This is a genomic window from Streptomyces sp. CBMA123 (assembly GCF_014596465.1).
Lineage (GTDB): Bacteria > Actinomycetota > Actinomycetes > Streptomycetales > Streptomycetaceae > Kitasatospora.
Map to the genome: position 1 here is coordinate 1 of NZ_MECK01000047.1, position 22,991 is coordinate 22,991.

Below are 22,991 nucleotides of genomic sequence, written 5' to 3' on the forward strand. Positions count from 1 at the left end.
GGTTCTCGGCGGCGGTGCCGGGCCCGGCCGGGGCCTCCGGTGCGCCCGGGGCGCCGACCGGCACGGCGGCCGGGGCGGGCTCGGCGGTCGGGGTCTTCTTCTGCCGCGGCCGGAACCAGGCGCCGGTGGACTCGGCCTCCGAGGTCGCCGGCGGGATCGGCGGGATCTGCCACTCCGGCGGCAGGTTCGGCGGGGTGGCCGGGTGTCCGCCGCCGTCCATCACCCCGAGGACGGGTGAGGCGGGCGCGGAGCGGTGCCGCGGGCCGCCGGGTTCGGCCGGCTCGGCGGGGCCCTCGTCGGACCGGGCGGTCTCGTTCTTGACGGTGCTGCGGACGACGACCGGCGGGATCGGGCGCGAGCCGGGGATGTTGATCCGCACCCGGGTGGTCAGGGTGGTCTCGGTCTTCGGACCGTCGTCCTCGCCGCCCGACCCGGCTTCGGCGCCGGCCCGGTCTCCGCCGGGGAGGCCCGGAGTGCCGTAGGGCGGCGTGCCCGACGGGTAGGCGTCCGGACCCGTGCGCCGGGGCGTCGGGTTGGCGTTGTCAGATTCGCGGCTGCTCAATGCTGCTCTGCTCCGGGTTCGCGGGCGGGCCGTGTGGCGCGACCGCGGTTCGTGGTCGCCGGGCCTGGGGCAAACGGCGGTCGGGTACGACGTACTGCGGGACCACCATACTGGGAAGAACTGAGCGGTGAACGGCTTCGGACAGATCCTGATACGTCCGGTTCCTCCGGTATGAGAGTACGGCGGAGTGATCCTGACTGCGCGTTGTGCGCGCTACCGTACGCGGCCGACCACCGGGATCAGCGTGGGGGGTTGGGCACCCCGGGGAACCAACTGGTGCGGGTCGGCAGGGTGGCGCAGATCACGCCCAGGATCGAGCCGACGAACAGCCAGGCCAGCGAGGTGGCGTTGGACCAGAGCACGTTGTCGCCCTCCGGCCGGGGCACCATCATCAGCAGCATCGCCAGGAACCAGCCGGCCGCGGGCATCGCGGCGCCCAGCCGGGTGCCGGTGACCCGCAGGCCCGCGTAGAAGGTCGCGGCGGTGGCGGCGAGCGCCAGCAGAACCCCCACGGGCGGCCACAGGGCCTGCACAAAGGATCCGCACACCGATACCGCGACGCCCAGCAGGAAGAACAGGACATACGCCGCGATCCGGGCGGCGCGCGGGGGTTGGGGCTCGGCCAGCCGCTCCTCGCGGGTGCCGAGGACGGTCACCGCGATCGAGCGGCTCTTCGGCTTGGCGGCGGGCGCGGTCATCGGGCGTTCCCCTCGCTGGGAGTCGGATCCTCGGTCAGGCCCGCGAACAGGTCGCGTTCGGGCCGTTCCGGCCCGGCCTGGCCGCGCACCAACTGGTAGTACTCGGTGGCGAACAGCGGCTGGCCGAGGTGGTTGGAGAGCGCGAAGGAGGCGCCGGCCACGGTGATCTGGGTGGCGTGCGCGGCCATCGCCGCGGCCTTGGGCCCGGCGTACCCGGTGCCGTCCAGCACCGTGGTGACCACCTCGTCGGCCACCACCCCGGGTACGTCCGCGGGTTGGGCGACGCCCGGGAAGGACGCCTCGGCGGCGGTCGCGGCGAGCCCGGCGTCGAGCACCGAGCCGGGCATCCGGTTCCAGTACACCTTGGCGATCCGCCAGGGGGCGCCGAGTTCGGGGCGGTGCGCCGGATCGGCGGCCAGCTCGTAGGCGCGCATCGCGACCCGGTGCGCCTGGATGTGGTCCGGGTGCCCGTAGCCGCCGTCGTCGTCGTACGTGACCAGCACCTGCGGGCGCACCTCGCGGATCACCGCGACCAGGTGGCCCGCCGCCTCGTCCACGTCGGCCCGCCAGAAGCAGCCGGGGTCGTCGTTCTCGGGCACGCCCATCATCCCGGAGTCGCGGTAGCGCCCCGGGCCGCCGAGGAATCGGAAGTCGGTGACGCCGAGGGCGCGCATCGCCTCGGTCAGCTCGCCGATCCGGTGCGCGCCGAGGGTGTCGTCCCGATCGGCCGTCAGGTGGGCCAGCGCGGGCGGGATCACCTCGCCGCCCTCGCCGAGGGTGCAGGTCACCAGGGTCACCCGGGCGCCCTCGGCGGCGTACCTGGCCATGGTGGCGCCGTTGCCGATCGACTCGTCGTCGGGATGGGCGTGCACCAGGAGGAGGCGGCGGCCGGTAGTCGCGGTCATGGGAGGAAGCCTAACGACCGCGGTCGTGGGGTCAGAGCTTCAGGCCATTGATCATTCCGGCGAGGTTGCTGGTGACCTGGCTGATCGACGGCGCGATCGAGCTGGAGGCCAGGTAGAAGCCGAGCAGCGCGCAGACGATGGCGTGCGCCAGCTTGAGGCCGGAGCGGCGGATCAGCACCACCACGATGACGAGCATCAGCACGGCTGCGGAGATGTTCATGGCCATGTGGGCTCATACCCCTTCTCGGGCGCCGCCCCCTGGGGAGGACGGCGGTGGGACCGTACGGGAACCGGGGCCGGGTGACCGGGGCCCGGGACGGGGCCCGACGATCACTCGTCTGACCAGTCATACCCGATGAGTAAGGGGAGCATTACATTCAGTGAGTCCACGCGCGCCGGGGCACGGGGGCACTTGTGGGGCGCATGGGCCGGTCGGAGGGGGTATGGGCCCCTTTGGGGCGTACTCGGGCGGGATGCTCCGAACGAGTGATCGTCAGTCACCCGGCCGTGGGAGTCGGCCGTCGTAGGGTCTGGTGCCATGACCTCCCACACCCCTGCGGACACCTTCCCCCGGCAGTACGCGCGGACCCTGCGCTACACCGTCGGCGCCCCCCGCTCCTTCTCCGTCGCACCGGACGGCTCGCGGGTCGTCTTCCTCCGCTCCCGGCCTTCGGCCGGGGGGACCCCCACCGGCAGTGACAAGGCCAACCTGCTCTGGACCCTCGACACTGCCACCGGCGAGGAGCGGATCGCCGCCGACCCGGCCGTCCTGCTCGGCGGCGGCGAGGAGGACCTCTCGCCGGCCGAGAAGGCCCGCCGCGAGCGCAGCCGGGAGGGCTCGGCCGGCATCGTCGGCTACGCCCTGGACGCGGCCGGGGGGCTGGCCGCCTTCGCGCTGTCCGGCCGGCTGTTCACCGCCGACCTCGTCACCGGCGGCACCGCCGAACTGCCCGCCGTGGGCCCGCTGCTGGACCCGCGGCTGTCCCCGGACGGCACCCACGTCGCCTACGCCAACACGGCCGGCGAACTGCGGCTGACCCGCACCGACGGCGGCGGCGACCGGGCCCTCGCCGAGCCGGACGGCCCGAACGTCACCTGGGGCCAGGCCGAGTTCATCGCCCAGGAGGAGATCGACCGCGACCGCGGCTTCTGGTGGTCCCCCGACGGCGAGCGGCTGCTGGCCGAGCGCGCCGACGACAGCCCGGTGCGCCGCTGGTGGATCGCCGACCCGGCCAACCCGGACCGCGAGCCCGCCGAGGTCGCCTACCCGGCGGCCGGCACCGCCAACGCCGAGGTCGGGCTCTGGGTGCTCGACCTGCACGGCGGGCGCACCGAGGTGGCCTGGGACCACGAGGCCTTCCCGTACCTGGCCCGGGTGCACTGGTCCGAGGGCGGCGTGCCGCTGCTGCTCGTCCAGTCCCGCGACCAGCGCACCCAGCGGATCCTCGGCCTGGACGTGACCACCGGCGCCACCGAGGTGCTGGTCGAGGAACGCGACGAGGCCTGGCTGGAGGCCTTCCCGGGGGTGCCGGCCTGGACCCCGGACGGCAAGCTGGTCCGGATCTCCGACCAGGGCGGGGTACGCGCGCTGGTGGTCGGCGACCAGGTCGTCACCGGCGCCGACCTGCACGTCCGCTCGGTCGTCGCGGTCACCGCGCGGGAGGTGTTCTTCAGCGCCGCCGGCGGCGCCGGGGAGGCCGACCCCGAGCCCGGCTGGATCGCCGTCGGCCGGATCAGCCACGACGGCAAGCAGCTCGCCTGGGAGTCCGCCAACGGCCGTCCGTTCACCTCCGTCACCAGCGCGGTGCACGCCGGCGGGATCACCGTCCGGGCCACCGCCGAGCCCGACCTGCCCGGCACCCTGGTGCAGGTCGCCCGGGACCTCGCGGAGGGCGTGGTGGTCGACGACGTCGCCACCATCACCTCGTACGCCGAGACCCCGGTGATCACCCCCCGCCCGGTCTTCCGCTTCGCCGGGGAGCGGCGCATCCCGGCCGCCGTCTTCCTGCCCACCGGCTACGACCGCGAGCGCGACGGCCTGCTGCCCGTCCTGATGGACCCGTACGGCGGCCCGCACGGCCAGCGCGTCGTCCAGGCGCACAACGCCCACCTCAACTCCCAGTGGTTCGCCGACCAGGGCTTCGCGGTGGTCGTCGCCGACGGGCGCGGCACCCCCGGGCGCGGCCCGGCCTGGGAGAAGTCCATCGCCTTCGACTTCGCCGGGGCCACCCTGGAGGACCAGGTGGACGCGCTCCAGGCGCTCGCCGGGGAGTTCCCGCTGGACCTCGACCGGGTGGCGATCCGCGGCTGGTCGTACGGCGGCTACCTCGCCGCGCTCGCCGTGCTGCGCCGCCCCGACGTGTTCCACGCGGCGGTGGCCGGGGCGCCGGTGACCGACTGGGAGCTGTACGACACCCACTACACCGAGCGCTACCTGGGCCACCCGGCCGAGCGGCCCGAGGTGTACGGGGCGAACTCGCTGACCGGCTACGCGGCCGGCCTGGAGCGCCCGCTGATGATCATCCACGGCCTGGCCGACGACAACGTGGTGGCCGCCCACACCCTGCGGCTCTCCTCGGCCCTGCTCGCCGCCGGCCGCCCGCACACCGTGCTGCCGCTGTCCGGCGTCACCCACATGACCCCGCAGGAGGAGGTCGCGGAGAACCTGCTGCTGCTCCAGGTCGACTTCGTGAAGCGCTCGCTGGGGCTGTAGCCCCCCGACCAGCGCGTTCCGCGGCCGGCACCTCCGCCCGGGGGGCCGGCCGCCGGCATGACATCCGTCATACCGAAGGCACGACGGCCGACACTGCCGCCGGCCCCGGCCCGCGCGGGACCCTGAGGTGGTGCGGACAGCACCGCACGCGACACCACCAGGGAAGAGGAGCCGGGCGAATGGTTACCGAGGTGGCCGCCTTCCGCGGCGTCGGAAAGAGCTACGGGCGGGTGCGCGCCGTGGACGGACTGGACCTCGTGCTGCGGCCGGGCGAGACCGTCGCCCTGCTCGGCCCGAACGGCGCCGGGAAGTCCACCAGCCTGGACCTGCTGCTCGGCCTGCGGGAGCCCGACCAGGGCAGCGTCACGCTGTTCGGCGGCACCCCGCGGGCGGCGATCGAGGACGGCCGGGTCGGCGCGATGCTGCAGAGCGGCGGGCTGATGACCGACGTCAAGGTCCGCGAGCTGGTCGAGCTCGCCTGCACGGTGCACCCGCGCGGCCGGTCGGTCACGGGGGTGCTGACCGACGCCGGGATCACCGGGATCGCCGACCGCCGGGTGGACAAGCTCTCCGGCGGCCAGGAGCAGCGGGTCCGCTTCGCCCTGGCGATCGCCGGCGACAGCGACCTGATCGTGCTGGACGAGCCCACCACCGGCATGGACGTCAGCGTCCGGCAGGCGTTCTGGGCGAGCATGCGCGCCCAGGCCGACGCCGGGCGCACGGTGCTGTTCGCCACCCACTACCTGGAGGAGGCCGACTCGATCGCCGACCGCGTCCTGGTGCTGCACCGAGGCCGGCTGATCGCCGACGGCAGCTCGGCGGAGATCAAGGCGCGCGCCGGGGCCCGCCGGATCGCCTTCGAGCTCCACGACGCCGACCTCACCGCGGACGCCGCCCGCTTCGACGAGGCCGTGCTGCGCGCCCTGCCGGGCGTGCGGTCGCTGGACGTCACCGCCCGCGTCCCGGGGGTGCGGACGGTCCGGATCCGGACCGCGGACGCCGACGCCAGCGTGGCCGGGATCTACCGGGCGGGCCTGTACCCGCGCGGGCTGGAGGTCACCGGGGTCGGCCTGGAGCAGGCCTTCCTGACCATCACGGGCGAGCTGGACCGCGAGGCCGACGCCGAGAAGGAGACCGTGCGATGACCACCCTGATCAAGCTGGAGATCCTGCGGACCCTCCGCAACCGGCGCTACCTGTTCTTCACCGTCGTCTACCCGGCGCTGATGTACGTCTTCTTCATCAACGCCTACGGCTCCGGCAACCAGGCCGGCGGCCTGCCCGTGAAGACCTACTTCATGGTCTCGATGGCCACCTTCGGCGCGGTCGGCGCGGTGCTCACCGGCAGCGCCCAGCGGATCTCGCTGGAGCGCAAGAGCGGCTGGACGCGCCAGCTGCGGCTGACCGCCCTGCCGGGCCGGGCGTACACCGTGGGAAAGATCGCGGCGACCGCGGTGACCACGCTGCCGGCGATCCTGGTGGTCTTCGTGGTCGGCGCGAGCCAGGGCGTCTCGCTGAGCGTGCCGCAGTGGATCGGGCTGGCGGCCGCGCTCTGGCTGGGCAGCTTCGTCTTCGCCGCGCTGGGGGTGGCGCTCGGCTACGCGGCGGCGCCCGAGGCGGTGCAGCCGATCGTGATGATCACCTACATGGCGATGGCGCTGCTGGGCGGCACCTGGTTCCCGGTGAGCGGTTCGCTGGAGAAGTTCGCCCGGTTCAACCCGGTGTTCCTGTACAACAAGCTGGCCGGCTTCACCCAGCCCGGCCACTCGCTGGACCTGGCCGCCGTCGCCGGGCTGGTCGCCTTCTTCGCGGTGTTCGTGGCCGCCGCGACGGTCCTGTACCGGCGTGACACCCGCCAGGCATGATGATCCACATGAGTGACGAGCGCCGGATCGAACGCCCCGACGAGCCGACGGAGGCCGGTCCGGCGAGCGCGTCCTTCATGAACGTCCCCGGCGCCCCGGTGGAGACCCGGCGACAGCTGATGGTCAAGGTCGCCTGGATGCTGCTGTGGATGCTCTACCTGGTCTACCCGGCGAGCGACCTGATCAAGGGCGGCCACCGTCTGACCGGTCAACTCCTCGGCTGGGCCTGCCTGGTGGTCTTCGTGGGCTCCTACGTGCTGCTGGTGATCTTCCGCTCGCAGGCCGGGATGAAGCCGCGGGCCTGCCAGCTGATCGTCGGGACTATGATCGTGCTGGCCGTGGCCTCCTCGGCCGTCCTCGGCGGCGCCTTCCTGACCATGTTCATCTACGCCTCGGTCTGCCTCGCGGTGATCACCCCGCTGAAGCACGCGCTGCGCGCGCTGGTCGGCATGGCCGCGCTCACCGCCGCGACCGGTCTGGTGATCCACGCCGGCTCGGACAACACCACCACCTTCGCCCTCAGCGCCTTCCTCTCCGGCGTCGCGATGACCGGCCTGCAGCGGCTGGTCGCCACCATGAAGGAGCTGCGCGAGGCCCGGGCCGCCGTCGCCCACCTGGCCGCCTCCGAGGAGCGGCTGCGGCTCGCCCGCGACCTGCACGACCTGCTCGGGCACTCGCTCTCGCTGATCACCCTGAAGAGCGAGCTGGCCGGACGGTTCATGGACGCGGGCAAGGACGAGGCGGCGCGGGCCCAGGTCGCCGACATCGAGCAGGTCGCCCGGCAGTCGCTGATCGACGTGCGCGAGGCGGTGACCGGTTTCCGCCGCCCCACCCTGCCGGTCGAACTGGCCGCCGCCCGCACCGCCCTGTCCGCCGCGCAGGTCCGGCTGGAGGCCGCGCCGGAACTGGTGGACGCCTGGCCGTCGCTGGCCAACGAGGAGGCGGGCGCGCTGGCCTGGGCGCTGCGTGAGGCCGTCACCAACATCGTCCGGCACGGCGAGGGCGCCACCGTCTGCACGGTGACGGCGGACGAGAGCTGGGAGGACAACGGCGAGCGGTACGCCGTCCTGGAGATCACCGACGACGGGCGCGGGCCGGGCAAGTCCCAGCCGGGGAACGGGCTTTCCGGGCTGGGCGAGCGCCTGGCCCTGGTCGGCGGGCGGCTGGAGACCGGCCCGGGGCCGCGCGGCAAGGGCTTCCGGGTACGGGCCTCGGTGCCGCTGCGGACGGTGCCGGCGCCCGCCCCGCAGGTCCCGTAGCGGTCCGCTCTCAGGACGACCGGGGGGCGTCCAGGGCGCGGTGGTAGCGGACGGCGGGGCGGTCGTCGAGGACGAACTCCCCGGTGACTGCGAACCCGTTGTGGGCCAGGACGGCCATCGAGGCCGGGTTGTCGCGGGTGGCGGCGGCGGTCAGTGCACGGAGCCCGTAGGCCTCGGCGGCCAGCCGGCAGGCCAGGGCGACGGCGGCCTTGGCCACGCCCCGGCCGGCGGCCGACTCGGCGACGCGGTAGCCGAGTTCGGCGCTGCCGTCCACCAGGTCCATCAGGTTGAGCCGGCCGACCAGCGTGCCGTCCGCGTCCAGGACGAGGTGGAACCGGCAGACGCCCTCGGCCTGTTCGGCGAGCAGGGCGGCGTGGCGCTCGGCGAACCCGGCGAAGTAGGCGTCGCCGCGGTCGGGGACGGAGCGGGCGAACCAGGCGCGGTTGGCGAGTTCGAAGGCGAGTACCGCGTCGGCGTGGTCGGGGCGCAGCGGCTCCAGGGTCAGCATCCGGTCAGTCTGGAGTGCGGCGCCCCGGTGAACCACTCGATAACCTCGCGGCCCCTCCGTTCGGAGGCTGGGGGCCGGGCCTCCGAACGGGCCTGCCCCCCGGATCCCGTCGGCCCCGGCGAGGGCCCGACGGGCAGGCCCTAAGGTCATGGCCATGGGTAACGCAGAGAACAGCCCCTCGATCCGCGTGCTGCTCGCCGAGGACCAGGGGATGGTCCGGGAGGCGCTGGCCGCGCTGCTCGGGCTGGAGGGGGACCTCGACGTCGTCGCGCAGGTGGGTCGCGGGGACGAGGTCGTGGCGGCGGTACTGGCGAACGACGTGCAGGTCGCCGTGCTGGACATCGAGATGCCGGGGATGACGGGCATCGAGGCGGCCGCCGAACTGCACCGCCGGTCGCCCGGTACGAAGGTGGTCATCGCGACGACCTTCGGCCGTCCCGGCTACCTGCGCCGGGCGATGGAGTCCGGCGCGGACGCCTTCCTGGTGAAGGACGCGCCCGCCTCCGAGCTGGCCGAGGCGATCCGCCGGGTGCTGCGCGGCGAGCGGGTGATCGACCCGGTGCTGGCGGCGGCCGCGCTGGCCGAGGGCGCCAACCCGCTGACCGCACGGGAGCGGGACGTGCTGGGCGCGGCCGCGGACGGCGCGGTGAACGCGGACATCGCCGGGCGGCTGCACCTGTCGGAGGGGACGGTCCGCAACTACCTCTCGATGGCGATCCAGAAGACCGAGGCCCGCAACCGCACCGAGGCGGTCCGGATCGCCCGGGAGAAGGGCTGGCTGTAACCCCGCGCGGAGCCGCCGGCCGAGCCGCTAGTTGAGCCGGTGGCGGGCCGCCCGGGCCTCCTGGCGGACCTTCGCGGCGGTGTCCGGGTCGAAGGCGTCCAGGATCTGCGCGTAGGAGTCCATCTCCGCCGCGCCGCCGAGGAAGTCGCCCATCCGCACCAGGAGTTCGGCCCGTTCCAGGCGGAGCTGGGCCGGGTGCCGGGGAAGCAGCAGGGCGAGTTCGGTGGCCCAGAGCTGGGTGCGGGCCTGTTCGGGCCGGTCGGCGGCCCAGACCCGGATGTTGCCGAGCACCCGCAGCACGATGTCCAGCGGCTGGGCGGGGGTGAGCAGGGCCGGGGTGAAGTCGTGCCCGGAGGCGGCGACCAGGCGTTCGACGTCGGCCGGGTCGAGCAGCCGGCCGCCGTGGAACGGGTCGGCGAGGACGTAGTCCTCGCCGCCGCCCGGGCCGCCGACCGCCACGATGAAGTGGCCGGGCAGGGCGATGCCGTGGACGGTGAGCCCGGCGCGCCGGCCGACCGCCGCCCAGACCAGCGAGAGCATGATCGGCAGGCCGCGCCGTCGGCGCAGCACGTCCGGCAGCAGCGAGGACTCCAGCCGCCGGTAGTCGGACTGGCGCCCGTGGAAGCGCTCCCGCCCGCCGAGCACGGCGGCGAGCAGGGCGGCGGTCTCCTCCGGCCCGGACGGCGAGCGTTCGGCCACGGCCTGCCGGACGGCCGCCGCGTGCCGGTCGAGGGCGGCCTCGCAGGCGGCCAGCAGGGTGTCCACGCCGGGTGGTTCGCCCGGATCGCCCGGGTCGAGGACGGGGTCGTGCTCGGCGGCGGCGAGCAGGCAGAGCAGCACCGGGTCGGGCTGCTCGGTGCGGGCGGCGGTCCGGAAGCGGTCTCTGCTCTGCTCGGTCACGGTGACGGCGACGGCCTTCGTACGACGGACGGACAAGCGGACATACCAGGATGGAACGGTCGGGCGGCTACTCCTGGGGAAGGAGCGCGTAGTGGTAAGTGTGACTGGTCGTGAAGCCGAGTCCGTCATAGAGCGCGATCGCACCGTCGTTCTCGGCCTCGACCTGCAGGTACGCGCCGCTCGCGCCCTCCTCCGCCGCGCGGGCGGCGAGCACCGCCATGACCGTGGTCGCCAGTCCGGCCCGGCGGGCGTACGGCTGCACCTCGATCGCGCCGAAGCCGGCCCACGGTCCGTCGATGACGCAGCGTCCGATCGCCAGCGGCGGCTGCCCCGGGGCGCCGGGCACGGTGGCGAACCAGACCGAGGGGCCGCCGTGCAGCACCTCCCGGGCAGCCCGCTCCAGGGCAGGGTCCGGGCTCATCCGGCGGTACAGCGACGTCCACTCGGCGTCCGCCGTCCGGGAGAGCCGCACCTTCTGGTGCCCGGCGCCGGTCCGGGCGAGCGGGGCGAGCGGCGCGGTGCGCACCAGGGTGGGGGAGTACCCGGCGCCCAGCCGGTCGAGTTCGGCGCGCAGGTCCGGGGGCGATCCGGGGGTGATCACCTCGACGTACGCGGGCAGTCCGCGCGCCGCGTACCAGTCCCGGACGGCGGCCAGGGCCCGCGGCAGCGGCGCGCCCGGGTCGCCGAGCGCCTGGACGGAGTTGGCCCGCCGGGTGAACCCGGCCGCGGCGCGCAGCGTCCACGCGCCGAGCGCCTCCTGCTCGACCCCGGGCCAGCCGCGTCCGGCGATCCGCTGCAGGTCGACCGGTGTGGCGGCGGGCAGCGGCGCGCGCCGGGCCGGGAAGGGCGGCACGACCTTGCCCGCGACCAGCAGCTTCTCCGGGAAGGTGACCGGTCCGCCGGAGCGGGGCTCGACCGTCAGTCCTTGATCGTCCCACGATGTGAGCACGCCGATCACATCACGGAACACCGGGCGGTCGTCCACGAACTCCGAGAGGCGTCGCACGGAGACTCGAAGTCCCACGTCAGAGCGATCTATCCGGACTTCCGGACGGCTCTCCAGCTGGTCTCGGGTCATGATCCGGCCACCTCCTGTGCATTTGCCTGCTCCGACCCGCGATACTAGGGGCGGGCATCGACGACGCCGCGCTCACCGCGCACGGCAGCAGAACAGAACGGGCCGCCAGGCCCTTCCGAGGAGGAACGACAGCGTGACCTACGTCATCGCGCAGCCTTGTGTCGACGTGAAGGACAAGGCGTGCATCGAAGAGTGCCCGGTTGACTGCATCTACGAGGGCCAGCGCTCCCTCTACATCCACCCGGATGAGTGTGTCGACTGTGGCGCGTGCGAGCCGGTCTGCCCGGTCGAGGCGATCTTCTACGAGGACGACACTCCGGAGGAGTGGAAGGACTACTACAAGGCGAACGTCGAGTTCTTCGACGACCTGGGTTCGCCCGGCGGCGCCTCCAAGCTCGGCCTGATCGAGCGGGACCACCCGTTCATCGCCGCGCTGCCGCCGCAGAACGCCGACCACTGACGATCGGTGGCTACTGAGCTGTGAACGCCAACAGCACGCACGCGCCGTTCCCGGGCCACCCGGGAGCGGCGCGCCGCGTTTCCGACCGGCTCCCGGTGTTCCCCTGGGACAAGCTGGAGCCCTACAAGGCCACCGCCCTCGCCCACCCCGGCGGCCTCTGCGACTTCTCTGTCGGCACCCCGGTGGACCCGGTCCCCGAGGTGATCCAGAAGGCCCTGGCCGCGCACGCCGACACGCCCGGCTACCCGACCGTCTGGGGCCCGCTGGAGCTGCGCGAGGCGATCGCCGGCTGGCTGCACCGCCGCCTCGGCGCGCAGATCGGCCCGCGGGCCGTCCTGCCGACCGTCGGCTCCAAGGAGCTGGTGGCCTCGCTGCCGACCCAGCTCGGCCTCGGCCCGGGCGACCAGGTCGCCTACCCGCGGCTGGCCTACCCGACCTACGAGGTGGGCGCACGGCTGTGCGGCGCCGAGCCGGTCGAGTACGACTCGGTGGACGAGCTGGACGGCTCCCGGGTGCGCCTGCTCTGGGTGAACTCGCCGTCCAACCCGACCGGCCGGGTGCTCGGCGCGGACGAGCTGCGCCGCACCGTCCAGTGGGCCCGGGAGCACCGGGCGCTGCTGGTCAGCGACGAGTGCTACCTGGAACTGGGCTGGGAGGCCGAGCCGGTCTCGGTGCTGCACCCGGACGTCTGCGGCGGCGACCACGAGGGCCTGCTGGCCGTCCACTCGCTCTCCAAGCGCTCCAACCTGGCGGGCTACCGCGCCTCCTTCGTGGCGGGCGACCCGGTGGTGGTCCAGGAGCTGCTGGGGCTGCGCAAGCACGGCGGCATGATCGTGCCGGCGCCCGTCCAGGCGGCGACGATCGCGGCGCTGGCCGACGACGCGCACGTGGCCGAGCAGCGGGAGCGGTACGCGGCCCGGCGCTCGGCGCTGCGGGCGGCGCTGGAGGCCTCCGGCTTCCGGGTCGAGCACTCCGAGGCGAGCCTGTACCTGTGGGCGACCCAGGACCGTCCGTGCTGGGAGACGGTGGCCGAACTGGCCGCGCTGGGCATCCTGGTGGCGCCCGGTGACTTCTACGGGCCGGCCGGCGCCGGCTTCGTCCGGGTCGCGTTCACCGCGACCGACGAGCGGGTCGCCGCGGCCGTGGAGCGGCTGACCGCGGCACGCTGACGGCACGACGGAAGGGGTCGGTGTTCCGCACGGAACACCGACCCCTTCCGTCATCGGGACTACAGCGGCAGGCCGCTGATGCTGCCGCCGTTCACGCCGCCCAGCAGGCCGCCGACCGGGCCGAGCGAGTTGGTCAGGCCGGACAGCGGGTTGTTCGGGCCGAGGTCGGCGCCGCCGAGCCGGTTGGCCGAGCCGTGCTCCGCCAGGCCCAGGACGTCGGTGCCGGGCAGGCCGCCGGGCAGCGCGTGCTCGACCGGGCCGAGCGGCAGGGCGCGCTCGACCGCGCTGGTCGGCAGCGCGTCGGTGACGGCGTTGGTGCCGGGGACGGCGCCGGAGAGCTTGTCGGCACCGGGCAGGGCCTGGGCGATCGAGCCCGCCTGGGCGAGCCCGCCGACCGGGCTGGCGCCTGCGTCGGCGCTGCGGGTGCCCATGCCCTTGCCGGTGACGGCCTCGCCGAGCTTGCCGGCCAGGGCCGAGGCGACCTTCGGGGTGACGGCGGAGAGCTGGCCGGTGGTGGCGGCGGTCTGGTCGACCGGGGCGGTCAGCGAGCTGGCCTTCTCGTTCGCCTCCGGGAGCTGGTGGGCGACGATGTTCCCGGCCGCGTCGGCGGAGGCCGGTACACCCGCGGCGACGGTGGCCGCACCGGTGGTGCCGGCCGCCTGACCGAGCTGGTGGGTGGTGTGCTGCAGGGTGGAACCGGTGTCGGTGTTGGTCAGCTGGCCCAGCGGCGCCGCGAGGTCGCTCTTGGGAAGCAGGGCGTCCCCGCCCAGGGCGGACGCGGAGCCGGCCGCGACCAGCGGGGTCGCTCCGGCCGCCACGACGAGCGCGGCATGGGCGATCCGGCGCGTGAGGGGGTGAGACATGAGGCTCCTCGAAGGGGTCTGGGTCATCCCGTCCGCCAGGTGGACGATCCGGGCGTGGACGGGACCGGGCGGACGACGTTGTTACCGCTTGAGAAGCCAGAAGGTTTCGGCCGGTGCAAGGAAAGTGCCTGACCGACCATCGGATCGTACGACCGCAGTAGAGGTCTCCTCCGGACCCCGTCGGAGGCCGTCGGACCGGTGCCGGCCAAGGGAAGTGACGGTTCGCCACTCAGGGCCGCCGCAGCGGGCGGCCGGTCCACCGGAGTTGACCGGAATCACCCGTCCGGCGGCAACCCGAACGTGTGTCCGTCAGCCCTTCCCGTACGGGGCCAGGGTGACCTGAACGAGCTTGGTCGACGTCCCGGAGGTCTGGGACTGCCAGCCGTCCTCCGACTCGGTCTTGCGCCAGATCTTCCCGTCGTAGGCGACCGTCGCGATGCCCAGCTGCTGGGCCTGGGCGACCGCCCAGTGGGCCACCTCCCAGCCGCTGGCCCGCTCGGCGCCCGCCCCCGCGTCGGCCCCGGCGTCGGCCGAGGTGGTCAGCGCGGCGGTGGCCGGGTCCGGGGTCAGCGCGACGGCGTTCTCCGCGCCCTTGATCGTCGAGGCGTAGCCGGCGGCCGGGGTGACCGTCCGGCCGAACTCCCGGCGCACCCGGTCCGACAGCACCTGGGTGCGGTCCGGCTGGGCGGCCGGCGTGGCCGAGGCGCCGGCGGTCGGCGACGGCGAGTCGGCCGGGTCCGGCTTGGCGTAGTCCTTCACCACGCAGGTGAACGAGGCGGGCTCCCGGCCGGCCAGCGCCGAGGTGAGCAGCGTCGCCTTGGTCTCGTGCTTGGCGTACGCCTGCGGGTAGCCGCTCTTCTGCACCGCCTGGGCGGCGTCGGTCAGCGGCATCCGGGTGTAGCCGGACACCTTGACCAGACCGTCCAGGAACTTGTTGGTCGCGTACACCGGGTCCGCGATCTGGTCCGGGGTGCCCCAGCCCATCGAGGGCCGCTGCTGGAACAGGCCGATCGAGTCCCGGTCGCCGCCCGCGAGGTTGCGCAGCTTGGACTCCTGCATTGCGGTCGCCAGCGAGATCGCGGTCGCCCGGTCCGGCAGCCCGCGGGCACGGGCCACCGCGGCGATCGTCGCCGCGTTGGCGGCCTGCGGCAGCTCCAGCGTGCCGCTGCCGGCCGCGGTCTTCACCGTGCACTCCTCCGTGGCACTCTGCCGGAACCCGAACCACCAGATCCCGACCACCGCCAGGCCCGCGACCATCGCCAGGCCCAACAGCCCGACCAGCACGAGCAACAGCGCGCGTACCGGACCGCGGCGGCGGGGCGCCACATCGTCGCCCAGCTCCTCGCCCAGCTCATCGCTGTGCCTTCTCCTGGCCACCGTCGCCCCTCTCGCGCCCTGCCGTCTTGATCCGACACCGTACCCACTCGGACGGATGTGCGGCGCACTCCGGTTGCCGATCCGGGGGCGTTCCACGTCACAGAACGACCACACAGGGTGCACAACCGCGCGACTAGGCTGGCGCCATGAGCAGCCCGAACCCGACGCCCCTGGACCTGACCCTCGACGGCGGCGCGCTGACCGCCCGGCTCGTCGACTTCCCCTCGGTGAGCGGCGACGAGCAGGCGCTCGCCGACGCCGTCGAGGCCGCCCTGCGCGGCTACCCGCACCTGACCGTGGACCGCCACGGCAACAACGTGGTGGCCCGCACGAACCTGGGCCGCACCGAGCGCGTCGTGCTGGCCGGACACCTGGACACCGTGCCGATCGCCGACAACCTGCCCTCGTACGTCGACGGCGACCTGCTCTACGGCTGCGGCACCTCGGACATGAAGTCCGGTGTGGCCGTGGCGCTGCGGCTCGCCGCCACCCTGACCGAGCCCAACCGCGACCTCACCTACGTGTTCTACGACTGCGAGGAGGTGGAGGCCGACCGCAACGGCCTCGGCCACCTCGCCAAGGACCGTCCGGACTGGCTGGCCGCCGACTTCGCGGTGCTGATGGAGCCCAGCGACGCCATGGTCGAGGGCGGCTGCCAGGGCACCCTGCGGGCGCAGATCCGGCTCACCGGCGTGCGCGCCCACGCGGCCCGCAGCTGGCTCGGCGACAACGCCATCCACCACGCCGCCGAGGTGCTCGCCCGGCTGGCGGACTACCGGCCGCGCCGGGTGGAGATCGACGGCCTGGAGTACCGCGAGGGCCTCAACGCGGTGCGGATCGACGGCGGCGTGGCCGGCAACGTGATCCCGGACGAGTGCGTCATCACCATCAACTTCCGCTACGCGCCGGACCGCAGCGAGGCCGACGCGGAGAAGCACGTCCGCGAGGTCTTCGACGGCTTCGAGCTGACCGTGACCGACTTCGCCCCGGGCGCCCTCCCCGGCCTGTCCCAGCCGGCCGCCCGGGCCTTCCTGGCGGCCACCGGCGGCCAGGCCCGGGCCAAGTTCGGCTGGACCGACGTCGCCCGGTTCAGCGCGCTCGGCGTCCCGGCGGTCAACTACGGCCCCGGTGACCCGAACTACGCGCACAAGCGGGACGAGCACTGCTCGCTGGCCGCCATCGCCGAGACCGAGGCCCGCCTGCGCGCCTGGCTGACCAGCTGAGTCGAAAACGTTCGAGGCCGATCCGCCAACGGTCGAACGCCACCTTCCGGTTGCCCAACCGACCTTCCCCCGTTGCCTGAAAACGGGGGAAGGCGGGCGTAGGGTTTCGTCATGACAGGCACAGGAGACGACAAGCACTACGGACACGGCCCCGAGCAGGTCGGCGTGCCGCGGAAGAAGAAGGCCTGGCCCGAGAAGCAGAAGGGCCCGGTGCTGGTGCGCCGGGACCAGGTCGGCACCAGCACCACGGACCAGCGCCTGCTGGACACCACCGGTCCCACCGACTGGCTGCACACCGACCCCTGGCGGGTGCTGCGGATCACCTCCGAGTTCGTCGAGGGCTTCGGCGCCCTCGCCGAACTCCCGCCCGCGATCAGCGTGTTCGGCTCGGCCCGGACCCCGGCCGACTCTCCCGAGTACGAGGCCGGGGTGGCCATCGGCCGGGCCCTCGCCGAGGCCGGCTACGCGGTGATCACCGGCGGCGGCCCGGGCGCGATGGAGGCCGCCAACCGCGGCGCCTCGGAGGGCGGCGGCCTCAGCGTCGGGCTCGGCATCGAGCTGCCCTTCGAGCAGGGCCTCAACGAGTTCGTCGACCTCGGACTGAACTTCCGCTACTTCTTCGTCCGCAAGACGATGTTCGTGAAGTACGCGCAGGGCTTCGTGGTCCTGCCCGGCGGACTCGGCACGCTGGACGAGCTGTTCGAGGCGCTCACCCTGGTGCAGACGAAGAAGGTCACCCGCTTCCCGGTGATCCTCTTCGGCAGCGCCTACTGGGGCGGCCTCTACGAGTGGCTGAAGAACACCCTGGTCGCGCAGGGCAAGGCGGCCCCGCACGACCTGGAGCTGTTCCACATCACCGACGAGATCGACGAGGTCCTGAAGATCCTCGCCGAGGCCCGCCGGCCCGCCGACGACATCTAGCGCGAGCGAGCCGAAGGGGCGCGCCGGGCCCGAGCGCCCCGGAGGCGGGCCGAGCGCCAAGGATGAGGTACGGCCTCAGGCCAGCCCCCGGCGGGCGACCGCCGGGGGGCGGGTGCCCCGGATCGAGGCGACCATGTCCAGCACCTGGCGGGTCTCCTCGACCTGGTGCACCCGGTAGACCCGGGCGCCCAGCCAGGCCGAGACCGCCGTGGTGGCCAGGGTGCCGAGCAGCCGCTCGTCCACCGGCCGGTCCAGGGTCTCGCCGACGAAGTCCTTGTTGGAGAGCGAGACCAGCACCGGGAAGCCGGTCGCGGTCATCTCCGGCAGCCGCCGGGTGGCCTCCAGCGAGTGCCGGGTGTTCTTGCCGAAGTCGTGCCCCGGGTCGATGATCACCGCGTCCCGGCGGACACCCAGCTCCACCGCCCGCTCGGCCAGCCCCACGGTGACCCGCAGGATGTCCGCCATCACGTCCTCGTACCCGGCCCGGTGCGGCCGGGTGCGGGGCTCGGCGCCGCCCGCGTGGGTGCAGACCAGCCCGGCGTCGTACCGGGCGGCCACCTCGGCGAGCTCGGGGTCGACCCCGCCCCAGGCGTCGTTCAGCAGGTCCGCGCCCACCTCGCAGACCGCCTCGCCGACCTCGTGCCGCCAGGTGTCCACGCTGATCACCGCCTCGGGGTGGCGCTTGCGCAGCTCGGCCACGAACGGCACGGTGCGCCGCAGCTCCTCCTCGACCGTGACCTCGTCGCCCGGGCCGGCCTTCACCCCGCCGATGTCCAGGATCGCCGCGCCCTGGGCCATCGCGCGGTCGGCGGCGGCGAAGGCGGCCTCGTCGGCGAAGGTCGCGCCCTTGTCGAAGAACGAGTCCGGGGTCCGGTTCACGATGGCCATGATCACCAGCTCGTCGTCACCGAATTCGCGCGGTCCCAGGCGCAGTGCCACCGATGTCTCCTCCACAGCTCCTGCGGGTGCGATGATGGCCCCCGGCCTCACTAGGGACCATGCTGTCATGATCAGCCCGGTTCCCTGGCACCTCGGAGGAGGCCGACCGGGAGTTCGGGAGGACAGCTCGTGTTCTGGGTGATCGTGGTCGCCATGGCCGTCGTGGTCGGCGGCGCCGCGCTGGTGGCGCTCGGCGGGGGCGGCTCGATGCCGGAGGCGGTGCCGGACCGCATCGCCGCGCGGCTTCCGCAGGACCGACCGCTGAGCAAGACGGACGTGGACGAGCTGCGCCTGCCGATGGCCGTGCGCGGCTACCGGATGGACGAGGTGGACGACGTCCTGGACCGCCTCGGCGCCGAACTCGCCTACCGCGACTCGCGGATCGCCGAGCTGGAGGCCGCCGCCCACCTGCGCGGCGCGGTCGAGGCCGCCACCGCCCCCGACCCGGCCGCCGAACCGCTGCCCGGCCTGGAGCAGTTCGCCACGGTGGTCGAGCCCGCCGTGGCGCTCACCAAGGGGCAGGCCCCCGAGGACGCGAAGCCGGTGCAGGAGCGGTGACCGGGGCGGGCGACGGCGCCGTCCTCGGCGCGGACGGCCTGCGCCGCTGCGGCTGGGGCGACTCCACCGACGACTACCGCGTCTACCACGACACCGAGTGGGGCCGCCCGGTGCACGGCGACGACGCCCTGTTCGAACGGGTCTGCCTGGAGGCCTTCCAGTCCGGCCTGTCCTGGCTGACCATCCTGCGCCGCCGGGAGGGCTTCCGGGCCGCGTTCGCCGGCTTCGAGATCGGCAAGGTCGCCGAGTTCGGCGAGGCCGACAAGGAGCGGCTGCTCGCCGACGCCGGCATCATCCGCAACCGGGCCAAGATCGAGGCGGCAATCGCCAACGCCCGGGTCGCCCGCGACCTGGACGGCGGCCTGGACGCGCTGATCTGGCAGTTCGCCGCCGGCCCGGACCGGCCGGCCCCCCGCACGCTGGGCGAGGTGCCGGCCGTCACCCCCGAGTCGACGGCACTGGCGAAGACGCTGAAGAAGGCGGGCTTCCGCTTCGTCGGCCCGACCACCGCCTACGCCCTGATGCAGGCCTGCGGCCTGGTCGACGACCACCTGGCGGACTGCCACGTCCGCACCGGCGGGACGACGACGAAGTAGACCTAGCGGCCCACGTACTCGGGCTTCTCCTTGGCGATGAAGGCGCGCACCGCGATCCGGTGGTCCTCGCTCTCCCCGGCCAGGGTCTGCAACTCGTCCTCCTTGTCGAGCAGTTCGTCCAGGGAGTGGGAGGCGCCGTACGCCAGCGACTCCTTGATGGCGCCGTAGGCCACCGTCGGACCCGCGGCCAGCTCGCGGGCGAAGACCCGCGCGGTGGCGGCGAGTTCGTCGGCCGGCACGACCTTGGTGGCCAGGCCCAGCTCCATCGCCTCGGCGGCCTTGACCGTCCGGGGCAGCATCAGCAGCTCGGTGGCCTTGGCGTGCCCGACCAGCCGGGGCAGCGTCCAGGACGCGCCGGAGTCGGCGGTCAGGCCGATCCCGGCGAAGGCGGTGTTGAAGCCGGCCCGGTCGGAGAGGATCCGGAAGTCGCAGGCGAAGGCGAGCGAGGCACCCGCACCGGCCGCCACCCCACCGACCGCGGCGACGGTCGGCTTGCGCATCCCGGCGAGCGCGCGGGTCAGCGGGTTGTAGTGCTCGGCGACGGTCCGCAGCGCGCCCTCGCCGGTCTCCTCGAACCGCTTCAGCAGCGCCAGGTGCTCGTTCAGGTCCTGTCCGACGCAGAACGCCCGCTCACCGGCCCCGGTCAGCAGCACCGCCCGCACCGCCGGACTGTCGGCAGCCTCGGTCACGGCGTCGCGCAGCGCGACCTTGGTGGCGACGTCCAGGGCGTTCATCGCCTCCGGGCGGTTGATGGTGATGACGGCCAGGCCGCCGTCCAGCTCGTACAGCACGGAATCGGACATGGGCGAGGGCTCCCTAAACGATCGTTGCGTCGGTGGTCGTGCCAGGATGCCGGAGCGGAGGGCGGCCTGGGGAGTGTGAGGTATCGCACCTTCCGGTGGGGCCCGCACCGCCGCCGCGCCGGGGCTTATGACGCCAATTGCGGCGGTTCCGGCCGGTCCGGCCGTGGTTGCACCGAGAGTGATGTTGGTCATCAGGCCGTGGCATGCGGGATAATGGCTTCCGATCAATGCGTTCGATACCGGCGGTGGACGGACTGCCGGTGCGTAGCTGAGCGGTTGCAGGAAGGGGAACGAGCATGGCGGCCATGAAGCCGCGGACGGGTGACGGCCCGCTCGAAGTCACCAAAGAGGGGCGGGGCATCATCATGCGCGTTCCGCTCGAAGGCGGCGGACGCCTCGTGGTGGAGCTCACGCCTGACGAGGCCGACGCCCTGGGCGATGCCCTGAAGAAGGTCACCGGCTGACCGCAGCGGGTGCTCGTCGTCTCCTGGAGACGTCTGCCGGGCCCGGGTACGACATCACGTCGGCCCGGGCCCGTGCGTTCCCCTGGCGCCCGGCGCCCGGCGCTGTACGGGGGCCCGGCGCCGCACCGCGGTCAGCGCTTGACGGCGCAGAGCAGCCCGTCCGAGACCGGCAGCAGCGCGGGCAGTAGCGCGTCGCTCTCCCGGACGTCCCGGACGAGGTCCCGCACCGCGCCGGTCTGCGGGTCCTGCAGTTCCGGCTCGGCGAGCCGGCCCTCCTGGAAGACCCCCTCGAAGCAGACCATCCCGCCCGGCCGCAGCAGTCGCAGCGACTCCAGCAGGTACTCGCGGGACTCGGCCGGGTCGCCGTCGCAGAACACCAGGTCGTACTGGCCGTCGGCGAGCCGGGGCAGTACGTCCAGGGCCCGGCCCGGTATGAACCGCGAGCGGTTGGCCGCGAAGCCGGCCGCCTGGTAGGCCTCGCGGGCCAGCTGCTGGCGCACCGGCTCGGAGTCGACCGTGGTGAGCACGCCGTCCGGCCGCATCCCGCGCAGCAGGTAGACGCCGGACACCCCGGTGCCGGTGCCGATCTCGGCCACCGCCTTGGCGTCCAGCGCCGCGGCCAGCAGGCGCAGGCAGGCCCCGCCGCTCGGCCCGATGGCCCGTATCCCGGTCCGCGCGGACTGGGCCCGGGCGTAGGTCAGCACGGCGTCCTCGCCCACGTAGGTGTCGGCGAGGGCCGCGCGCGCGGGCCCGAACTCGCTGATGGCTGCCTCTTTCGGAGCCCCGGGTGGCGGCCCGGTGCCGGAGGATGTCGATATTTCCTGCCACAGATTACTGGCCGGGCGGGAACCGCGTACGGCGGCGGGCCGTTGTGACTGACGACCGGGTGCGCAAGACCGCGCGGGCACTTTTATCCGGGCTTGACGGGTGAGGTGGATATGGTGGTGGCCCTGCTGGGCAGAAGAGCCGACCGAGGAGGTGTGGCCGAGGGCGACGTCCCTGTGCGGCGGCACTCCCGCGGCACCGCGTCGGCCCGTACGCCGAAGCCCGTGATGAACCAGCCTGCGCACACCGACCTGGACCAGCCCGCCGCCGAGACGCCGGCCGCCGGTACCACCGAGGCCCCTGTTCTCGCGACCTTCGCCGAAGGTCCCGACGCGCAGACCTGGACTCCTCCCACGTGGGAGGAGATCGTCGAGGCCCACAGCGCCCGCGTCTACCGCCTGGCCTACCGCCTGACGGGCAACCAGCACGACGCCGAGGACCTCACCCAGGAGGTCTTCGTCCGGGTGTTCCGTTCGCTGTCGACCTACACCCCCGGCACGTTCGAGGGCTGGCTGCACCGGATCACCACCAACCTGTTCCTGGACATGGTCCGCCGCCGCCAGCGCATCCGCTTCGACGCGCTCGGCGAGGACGCGGCCGAGCGGCTCGCCTCCCGCGAGCCCAGCCCGGCCCAGCACTTCAGCGACACCCACTTCGACGCCGACGTGCAGCAGGCCCTGGACACCCTCGCCCCGGAGTTCCGCGCCGCCGTGGTGCTCTGCGACATCGAGGGCCTCTCCTACGAGGAGATCGCCGCCACGCTGGGCGTCAAGCTCGGTACCGTCCGCAGCCGCATCCACCGCGGTCGCTCCCACCTGCGCGCCGCGCTCAAGCACCGCGCCCCCGGCTCGGCCCCGGGCCGCGAGCGCCGCGGCGGCTCGGAGGAGCCGGTGCCGGTCGGTGTCGCCGCCGAGGTCGCGACTGCGCCCGGCGGGCGCGGACGGAGGCGATCGTGAGCGGAACCAGCTGGTCCGGCCCGGACCGTTCGGACGCATCCGAACGATCCTCGGCCTGGCGGAGCTGGGCACTGCCGGGCCGTCGCGGAGCCGCGGACCCGGTGATCGGCGAACCCGGCGAGCCCCTGCTGCCCGCCCTCCCGCTGCCCGCCGACACGGCACTGCGCGCGGTGCCCGTACGGCCCACCGAACCCGCGGCCGAGGAACACCACCTCGGCGACCGGCTGTCCGCCTTCCTGGACGGCGAACTCGGCCACGACTCCCGCGAGCGGGTCCTGGCCCACCTGGCGACCTGCCCGCAGTGCAAGGCCGAGGCCGACGAGGGTCGGTCCGTCAAGCACCTGCTGACCCGCACCGACAACCCCGGCCCCTCCTCCGCGCTGATGGCCCGGCTGATGGCCGTCGGCAGCCTCCCGGAGGACGCCCCGGCGGACGCCGGCCGGCCGCGCGGCCGAGGCCGCGACGACGACGACCTGCCCGGTGGCGGAATGGGCGCCACCGGGACGCTCGGCGGCAGCCGGCTCAACGGCGGCTCCTTCGGCCGCGGCGCCGGCGCCTCCTTCGGT

25 protein-coding genes and 1 pseudogene are annotated in these 22,991 nt (G+C 73.8%); 14 read left to right on the forward strand and 12 right to left on the reverse strand.

The genetic code is table 11. From position 1 onward, the window contains the following. The 4 genes and pseudogenes from BG452_RS08190 to BG452_RS08205 all read right to left on the reverse strand — a co-directional run. A pseudogene (locus BG452_RS08190) lies at positions 1–562 on the reverse strand (hypothetical protein); the annotation flags it as partial. Between the two features lie 239 nt (positions 563–801). Next, positions 802–1,260, reverse strand: a complete 459-nt coding sequence (locus tag BG452_RS08195; RefSeq protein ID WP_223241918.1) for a DUF6113 family protein — start codon at positions 1,258–1,260, stop codon at positions 802–804. Then, positions 1,257–2,165 carry an N-acetyl-1-D-myo-inositol-2-amino-2-deoxy-alpha-D-glucopyranoside deacetylase gene (gene mshB, locus BG452_RS08200; RefSeq protein WP_188303530.1) on the reverse strand — a complete coding sequence of 303 codons (909 nt, stop codon included), beginning with the start codon at positions 2,163–2,165 and terminating at the stop codon, positions 1,257–1,259. The genes BG452_RS08195 and mshB overlap by 4 nt, the downstream gene beginning before the upstream one ends. Positions 2,166–2,196: 31 nt before the next feature. After that, entirely contained in the window at positions 2,197–2,391 is a 195-nt protein-coding gene (locus BG452_RS08205; RefSeq protein ID WP_030062563.1) for a DUF2304 family protein, read from the reverse strand. A 312-nt stretch (positions 2,392–2,703) separates the two neighbouring features. Between BG452_RS08205 and BG452_RS08210 the strand changes: the two genes are divergently transcribed. The 4 genes from BG452_RS08210 (at position 2,704) to BG452_RS08225 (ending at position 8,001) form a co-directional block, all read left to right on the forward strand. After that, positions 2,704–4,878, forward strand: a complete 2,175-nt coding sequence (locus BG452_RS08210; RefSeq protein WP_188303531.1) for a S9 family peptidase — start codon at positions 2,704–2,706, stop codon at positions 4,876–4,878. 179 nt (positions 4,879–5,057) lie between these two features. After that, positions 5,058–6,023 (forward strand): ABC transporter ATP-binding protein, encoded by a 966-nt coding sequence (locus BG452_RS08215; protein ID WP_188303532.1) that lies wholly within the window; start codon positions 5,058–5,060, stop codon positions 6,021–6,023. Next, complete coding sequence (locus tag BG452_RS08220; RefSeq protein ID WP_188303533.1) at positions 6,020–6,742, forward strand: ABC transporter permease; 723 nt, start codon at positions 6,020–6,022, stop codon at positions 6,740–6,742. Before BG452_RS08215 ends, BG452_RS08220 begins: the two co-directional genes overlap by 4 nt. 8 nt (positions 6,743–6,750) lie before the next feature. Further along, positions 6,751–8,001: a sensor histidine kinase gene (locus tag BG452_RS08225; protein WP_223241919.1), complete on the forward strand. Its 1,251-nt coding sequence runs from the start codon at positions 6,751–6,753 to the stop codon at positions 7,999–8,001. A 10-nt stretch (positions 8,002–8,011) separates the two neighbouring features. On the opposite strand, the gene BG452_RS08230 is transcribed toward BG452_RS08225, so the two are convergent. Continuing rightward, on the reverse strand, positions 8,012–8,509 hold the full coding sequence (locus tag BG452_RS08230; protein WP_188303534.1) for a GNAT family N-acetyltransferase: 498 nt from the start codon (positions 8,507–8,509) through the stop codon (positions 8,012–8,014). A gap of 154 nt (positions 8,510–8,663) precedes the next feature. Between BG452_RS08230 and BG452_RS08235 the strand changes: the two genes are divergently transcribed. Beyond that, a complete protein-coding gene (locus BG452_RS08235; RefSeq protein WP_188303535.1) occupies positions 8,664–9,293 on the forward strand; it encodes a response regulator transcription factor in 630 nt (209 codons plus the stop codon). 27 nt (positions 9,294–9,320) lie between these two features. Here the strand turns inward: BG452_RS08235 and BG452_RS08240 are convergent, their stop codons facing one another. After that, positions 9,321–10,229, reverse strand: a complete 909-nt coding sequence (locus BG452_RS08240) for a transglutaminase-like domain-containing protein (protein WP_223241920.1) — start codon at positions 10,227–10,229, stop codon at positions 9,321–9,323. Between the two features lie 31 nt (positions 10,230–10,260). Beyond that, positions 10,261–11,271: a GNAT family N-acetyltransferase gene (locus BG452_RS08245; RefSeq protein ID WP_188303537.1), complete on the reverse strand. Its 1,011-nt coding sequence runs from the start codon at positions 11,269–11,271 to the stop codon at positions 10,261–10,263. Between the two features lie 133 nt (positions 11,272–11,404). On the opposite strand from BG452_RS08245, the gene fdxA reads away from it, so the two are divergent. Both fdxA and dapC read left to right on the forward strand, forming a co-directional pair. Then, on the forward strand, positions 11,405–11,731 hold the full coding sequence (fdxA, locus tag BG452_RS08250) for a ferredoxin (RefSeq protein ID WP_030287402.1): 327 nt from the start codon (positions 11,405–11,407) through the stop codon (positions 11,729–11,731). 20 nt (positions 11,732–11,751) lie between these two features. Continuing rightward, positions 11,752–12,900, forward strand: coding sequence for a succinyldiaminopimelate transaminase (gene dapC, locus BG452_RS08255; protein ID WP_188303538.1), 1,149 nt, complete (start codon positions 11,752–11,754; stop codon positions 12,898–12,900). A gap of 59 nt (positions 12,901–12,959) precedes the next feature. Here the strand turns inward: dapC and BG452_RS45380 are convergent, their stop codons facing one another. Both BG452_RS45380 and BG452_RS08265 read right to left on the reverse strand, forming a co-directional pair. Further along, positions 12,960–13,763, reverse strand: coding sequence for a hypothetical protein (locus BG452_RS45380; RefSeq protein ID WP_223241928.1), 804 nt, complete (start codon positions 13,761–13,763; stop codon positions 12,960–12,962). 309 nt (positions 13,764–14,072) lie between these two features. After that, on the reverse strand, positions 14,073–15,140 hold the full coding sequence (locus BG452_RS08265; protein WP_188303539.1) for a hypothetical protein: 1,068 nt from the start codon (positions 15,138–15,140) through the stop codon (positions 14,073–14,075). A 146-nt stretch (positions 15,141–15,286) separates the two neighbouring features. Between BG452_RS08265 and dapE the strand changes: the two genes are divergently transcribed. Further along, entirely contained in the window at positions 15,287–16,363 is a 1,077-nt protein-coding gene (gene dapE / locus BG452_RS08270) for a succinyl-diaminopimelate desuccinylase (protein ID WP_188303540.1), read from the forward strand. Between the two features lie 111 nt (positions 16,364–16,474). After that, positions 16,475–17,284 (forward strand): TIGR00730 family Rossman fold protein, encoded by an 810-nt coding sequence (locus tag BG452_RS08275; protein ID WP_223241921.1) that lies wholly within the window; start codon positions 16,475–16,477, stop codon positions 17,282–17,284. 75 nt (positions 17,285–17,359) lie between these two features. On the opposite strand, the gene folP is transcribed toward BG452_RS08275, so the two are convergent. Then, positions 17,360–18,172 (reverse strand): dihydropteroate synthase, encoded by an 813-nt coding sequence (folP, locus tag BG452_RS08280; RefSeq protein WP_188303547.1) that lies wholly within the window; start codon positions 18,170–18,172, stop codon positions 17,360–17,362. A 180-nt stretch (positions 18,173–18,352) separates the two neighbouring features. Between folP and BG452_RS08285 the strand changes: the two genes are divergently transcribed. Further along, positions 18,353–18,781, forward strand: coding sequence for a DivIVA domain-containing protein (locus BG452_RS08285; RefSeq protein WP_188303541.1), 429 nt, complete (start codon positions 18,353–18,355; stop codon positions 18,779–18,781). After that, positions 18,778–19,377: a DNA-3-methyladenine glycosylase I gene (locus tag BG452_RS08290; RefSeq protein WP_317620946.1), complete on the forward strand. Its 600-nt coding sequence runs from the start codon at positions 18,778–18,780 to the stop codon at positions 19,375–19,377. Before BG452_RS08285 ends, BG452_RS08290 begins: the two co-directional genes overlap by 4 nt. 2 nt (positions 19,378–19,379) lie before the next feature. Here the strand turns inward: BG452_RS08290 and BG452_RS08295 are convergent, their stop codons facing one another. Continuing rightward, complete coding sequence (locus BG452_RS08295) at positions 19,380–20,180, reverse strand: enoyl-CoA hydratase-related protein (protein WP_188303542.1); 801 nt, start codon at positions 20,178–20,180, stop codon at positions 19,380–19,382. Positions 20,181–20,476: 296 nt separating this feature from the next. Here BG452_RS08295 and BG452_RS08300 point away from each other — a divergent pair, with 296 nt between their 5' ends. Then, on the forward strand, positions 20,477–20,644 hold the full coding sequence (locus BG452_RS08300) for a DUF3117 domain-containing protein (protein WP_188303543.1): 168 nt from the start codon (positions 20,477–20,479) through the stop codon (positions 20,642–20,644). Positions 20,645–20,775: 131 nt separating this feature from the next. Here BG452_RS08300 and BG452_RS08305 read toward each other — a convergent pair whose 3' ends face one another. Continuing rightward, positions 20,776–21,408 carry an O-methyltransferase gene (locus BG452_RS08305; protein ID WP_188303549.1) on the reverse strand — a complete coding sequence of 211 codons (633 nt, stop codon included), beginning with the start codon at positions 21,406–21,408 and terminating at the stop codon, positions 20,776–20,778. A 288-nt stretch (positions 21,409–21,696) separates the two neighbouring features. Here BG452_RS08305 and sigE point away from each other — a divergent pair, with 288 nt between their 5' ends. Next, positions 21,697–22,425 (forward strand): RNA polymerase sigma factor SigE, encoded by a 729-nt coding sequence (gene sigE / locus BG452_RS08310; RefSeq protein ID WP_188303550.1) that lies wholly within the window; start codon positions 21,697–21,699, stop codon positions 22,423–22,425. After that, on the forward strand, positions 22,422–22,991 hold a 570-nt coding region (locus BG452_RS08315), incomplete at its 3' end, for an anti-sigma factor family protein (protein ID WP_411292901.1). The genes sigE and BG452_RS08315, both read left to right, overlap by 4 nt.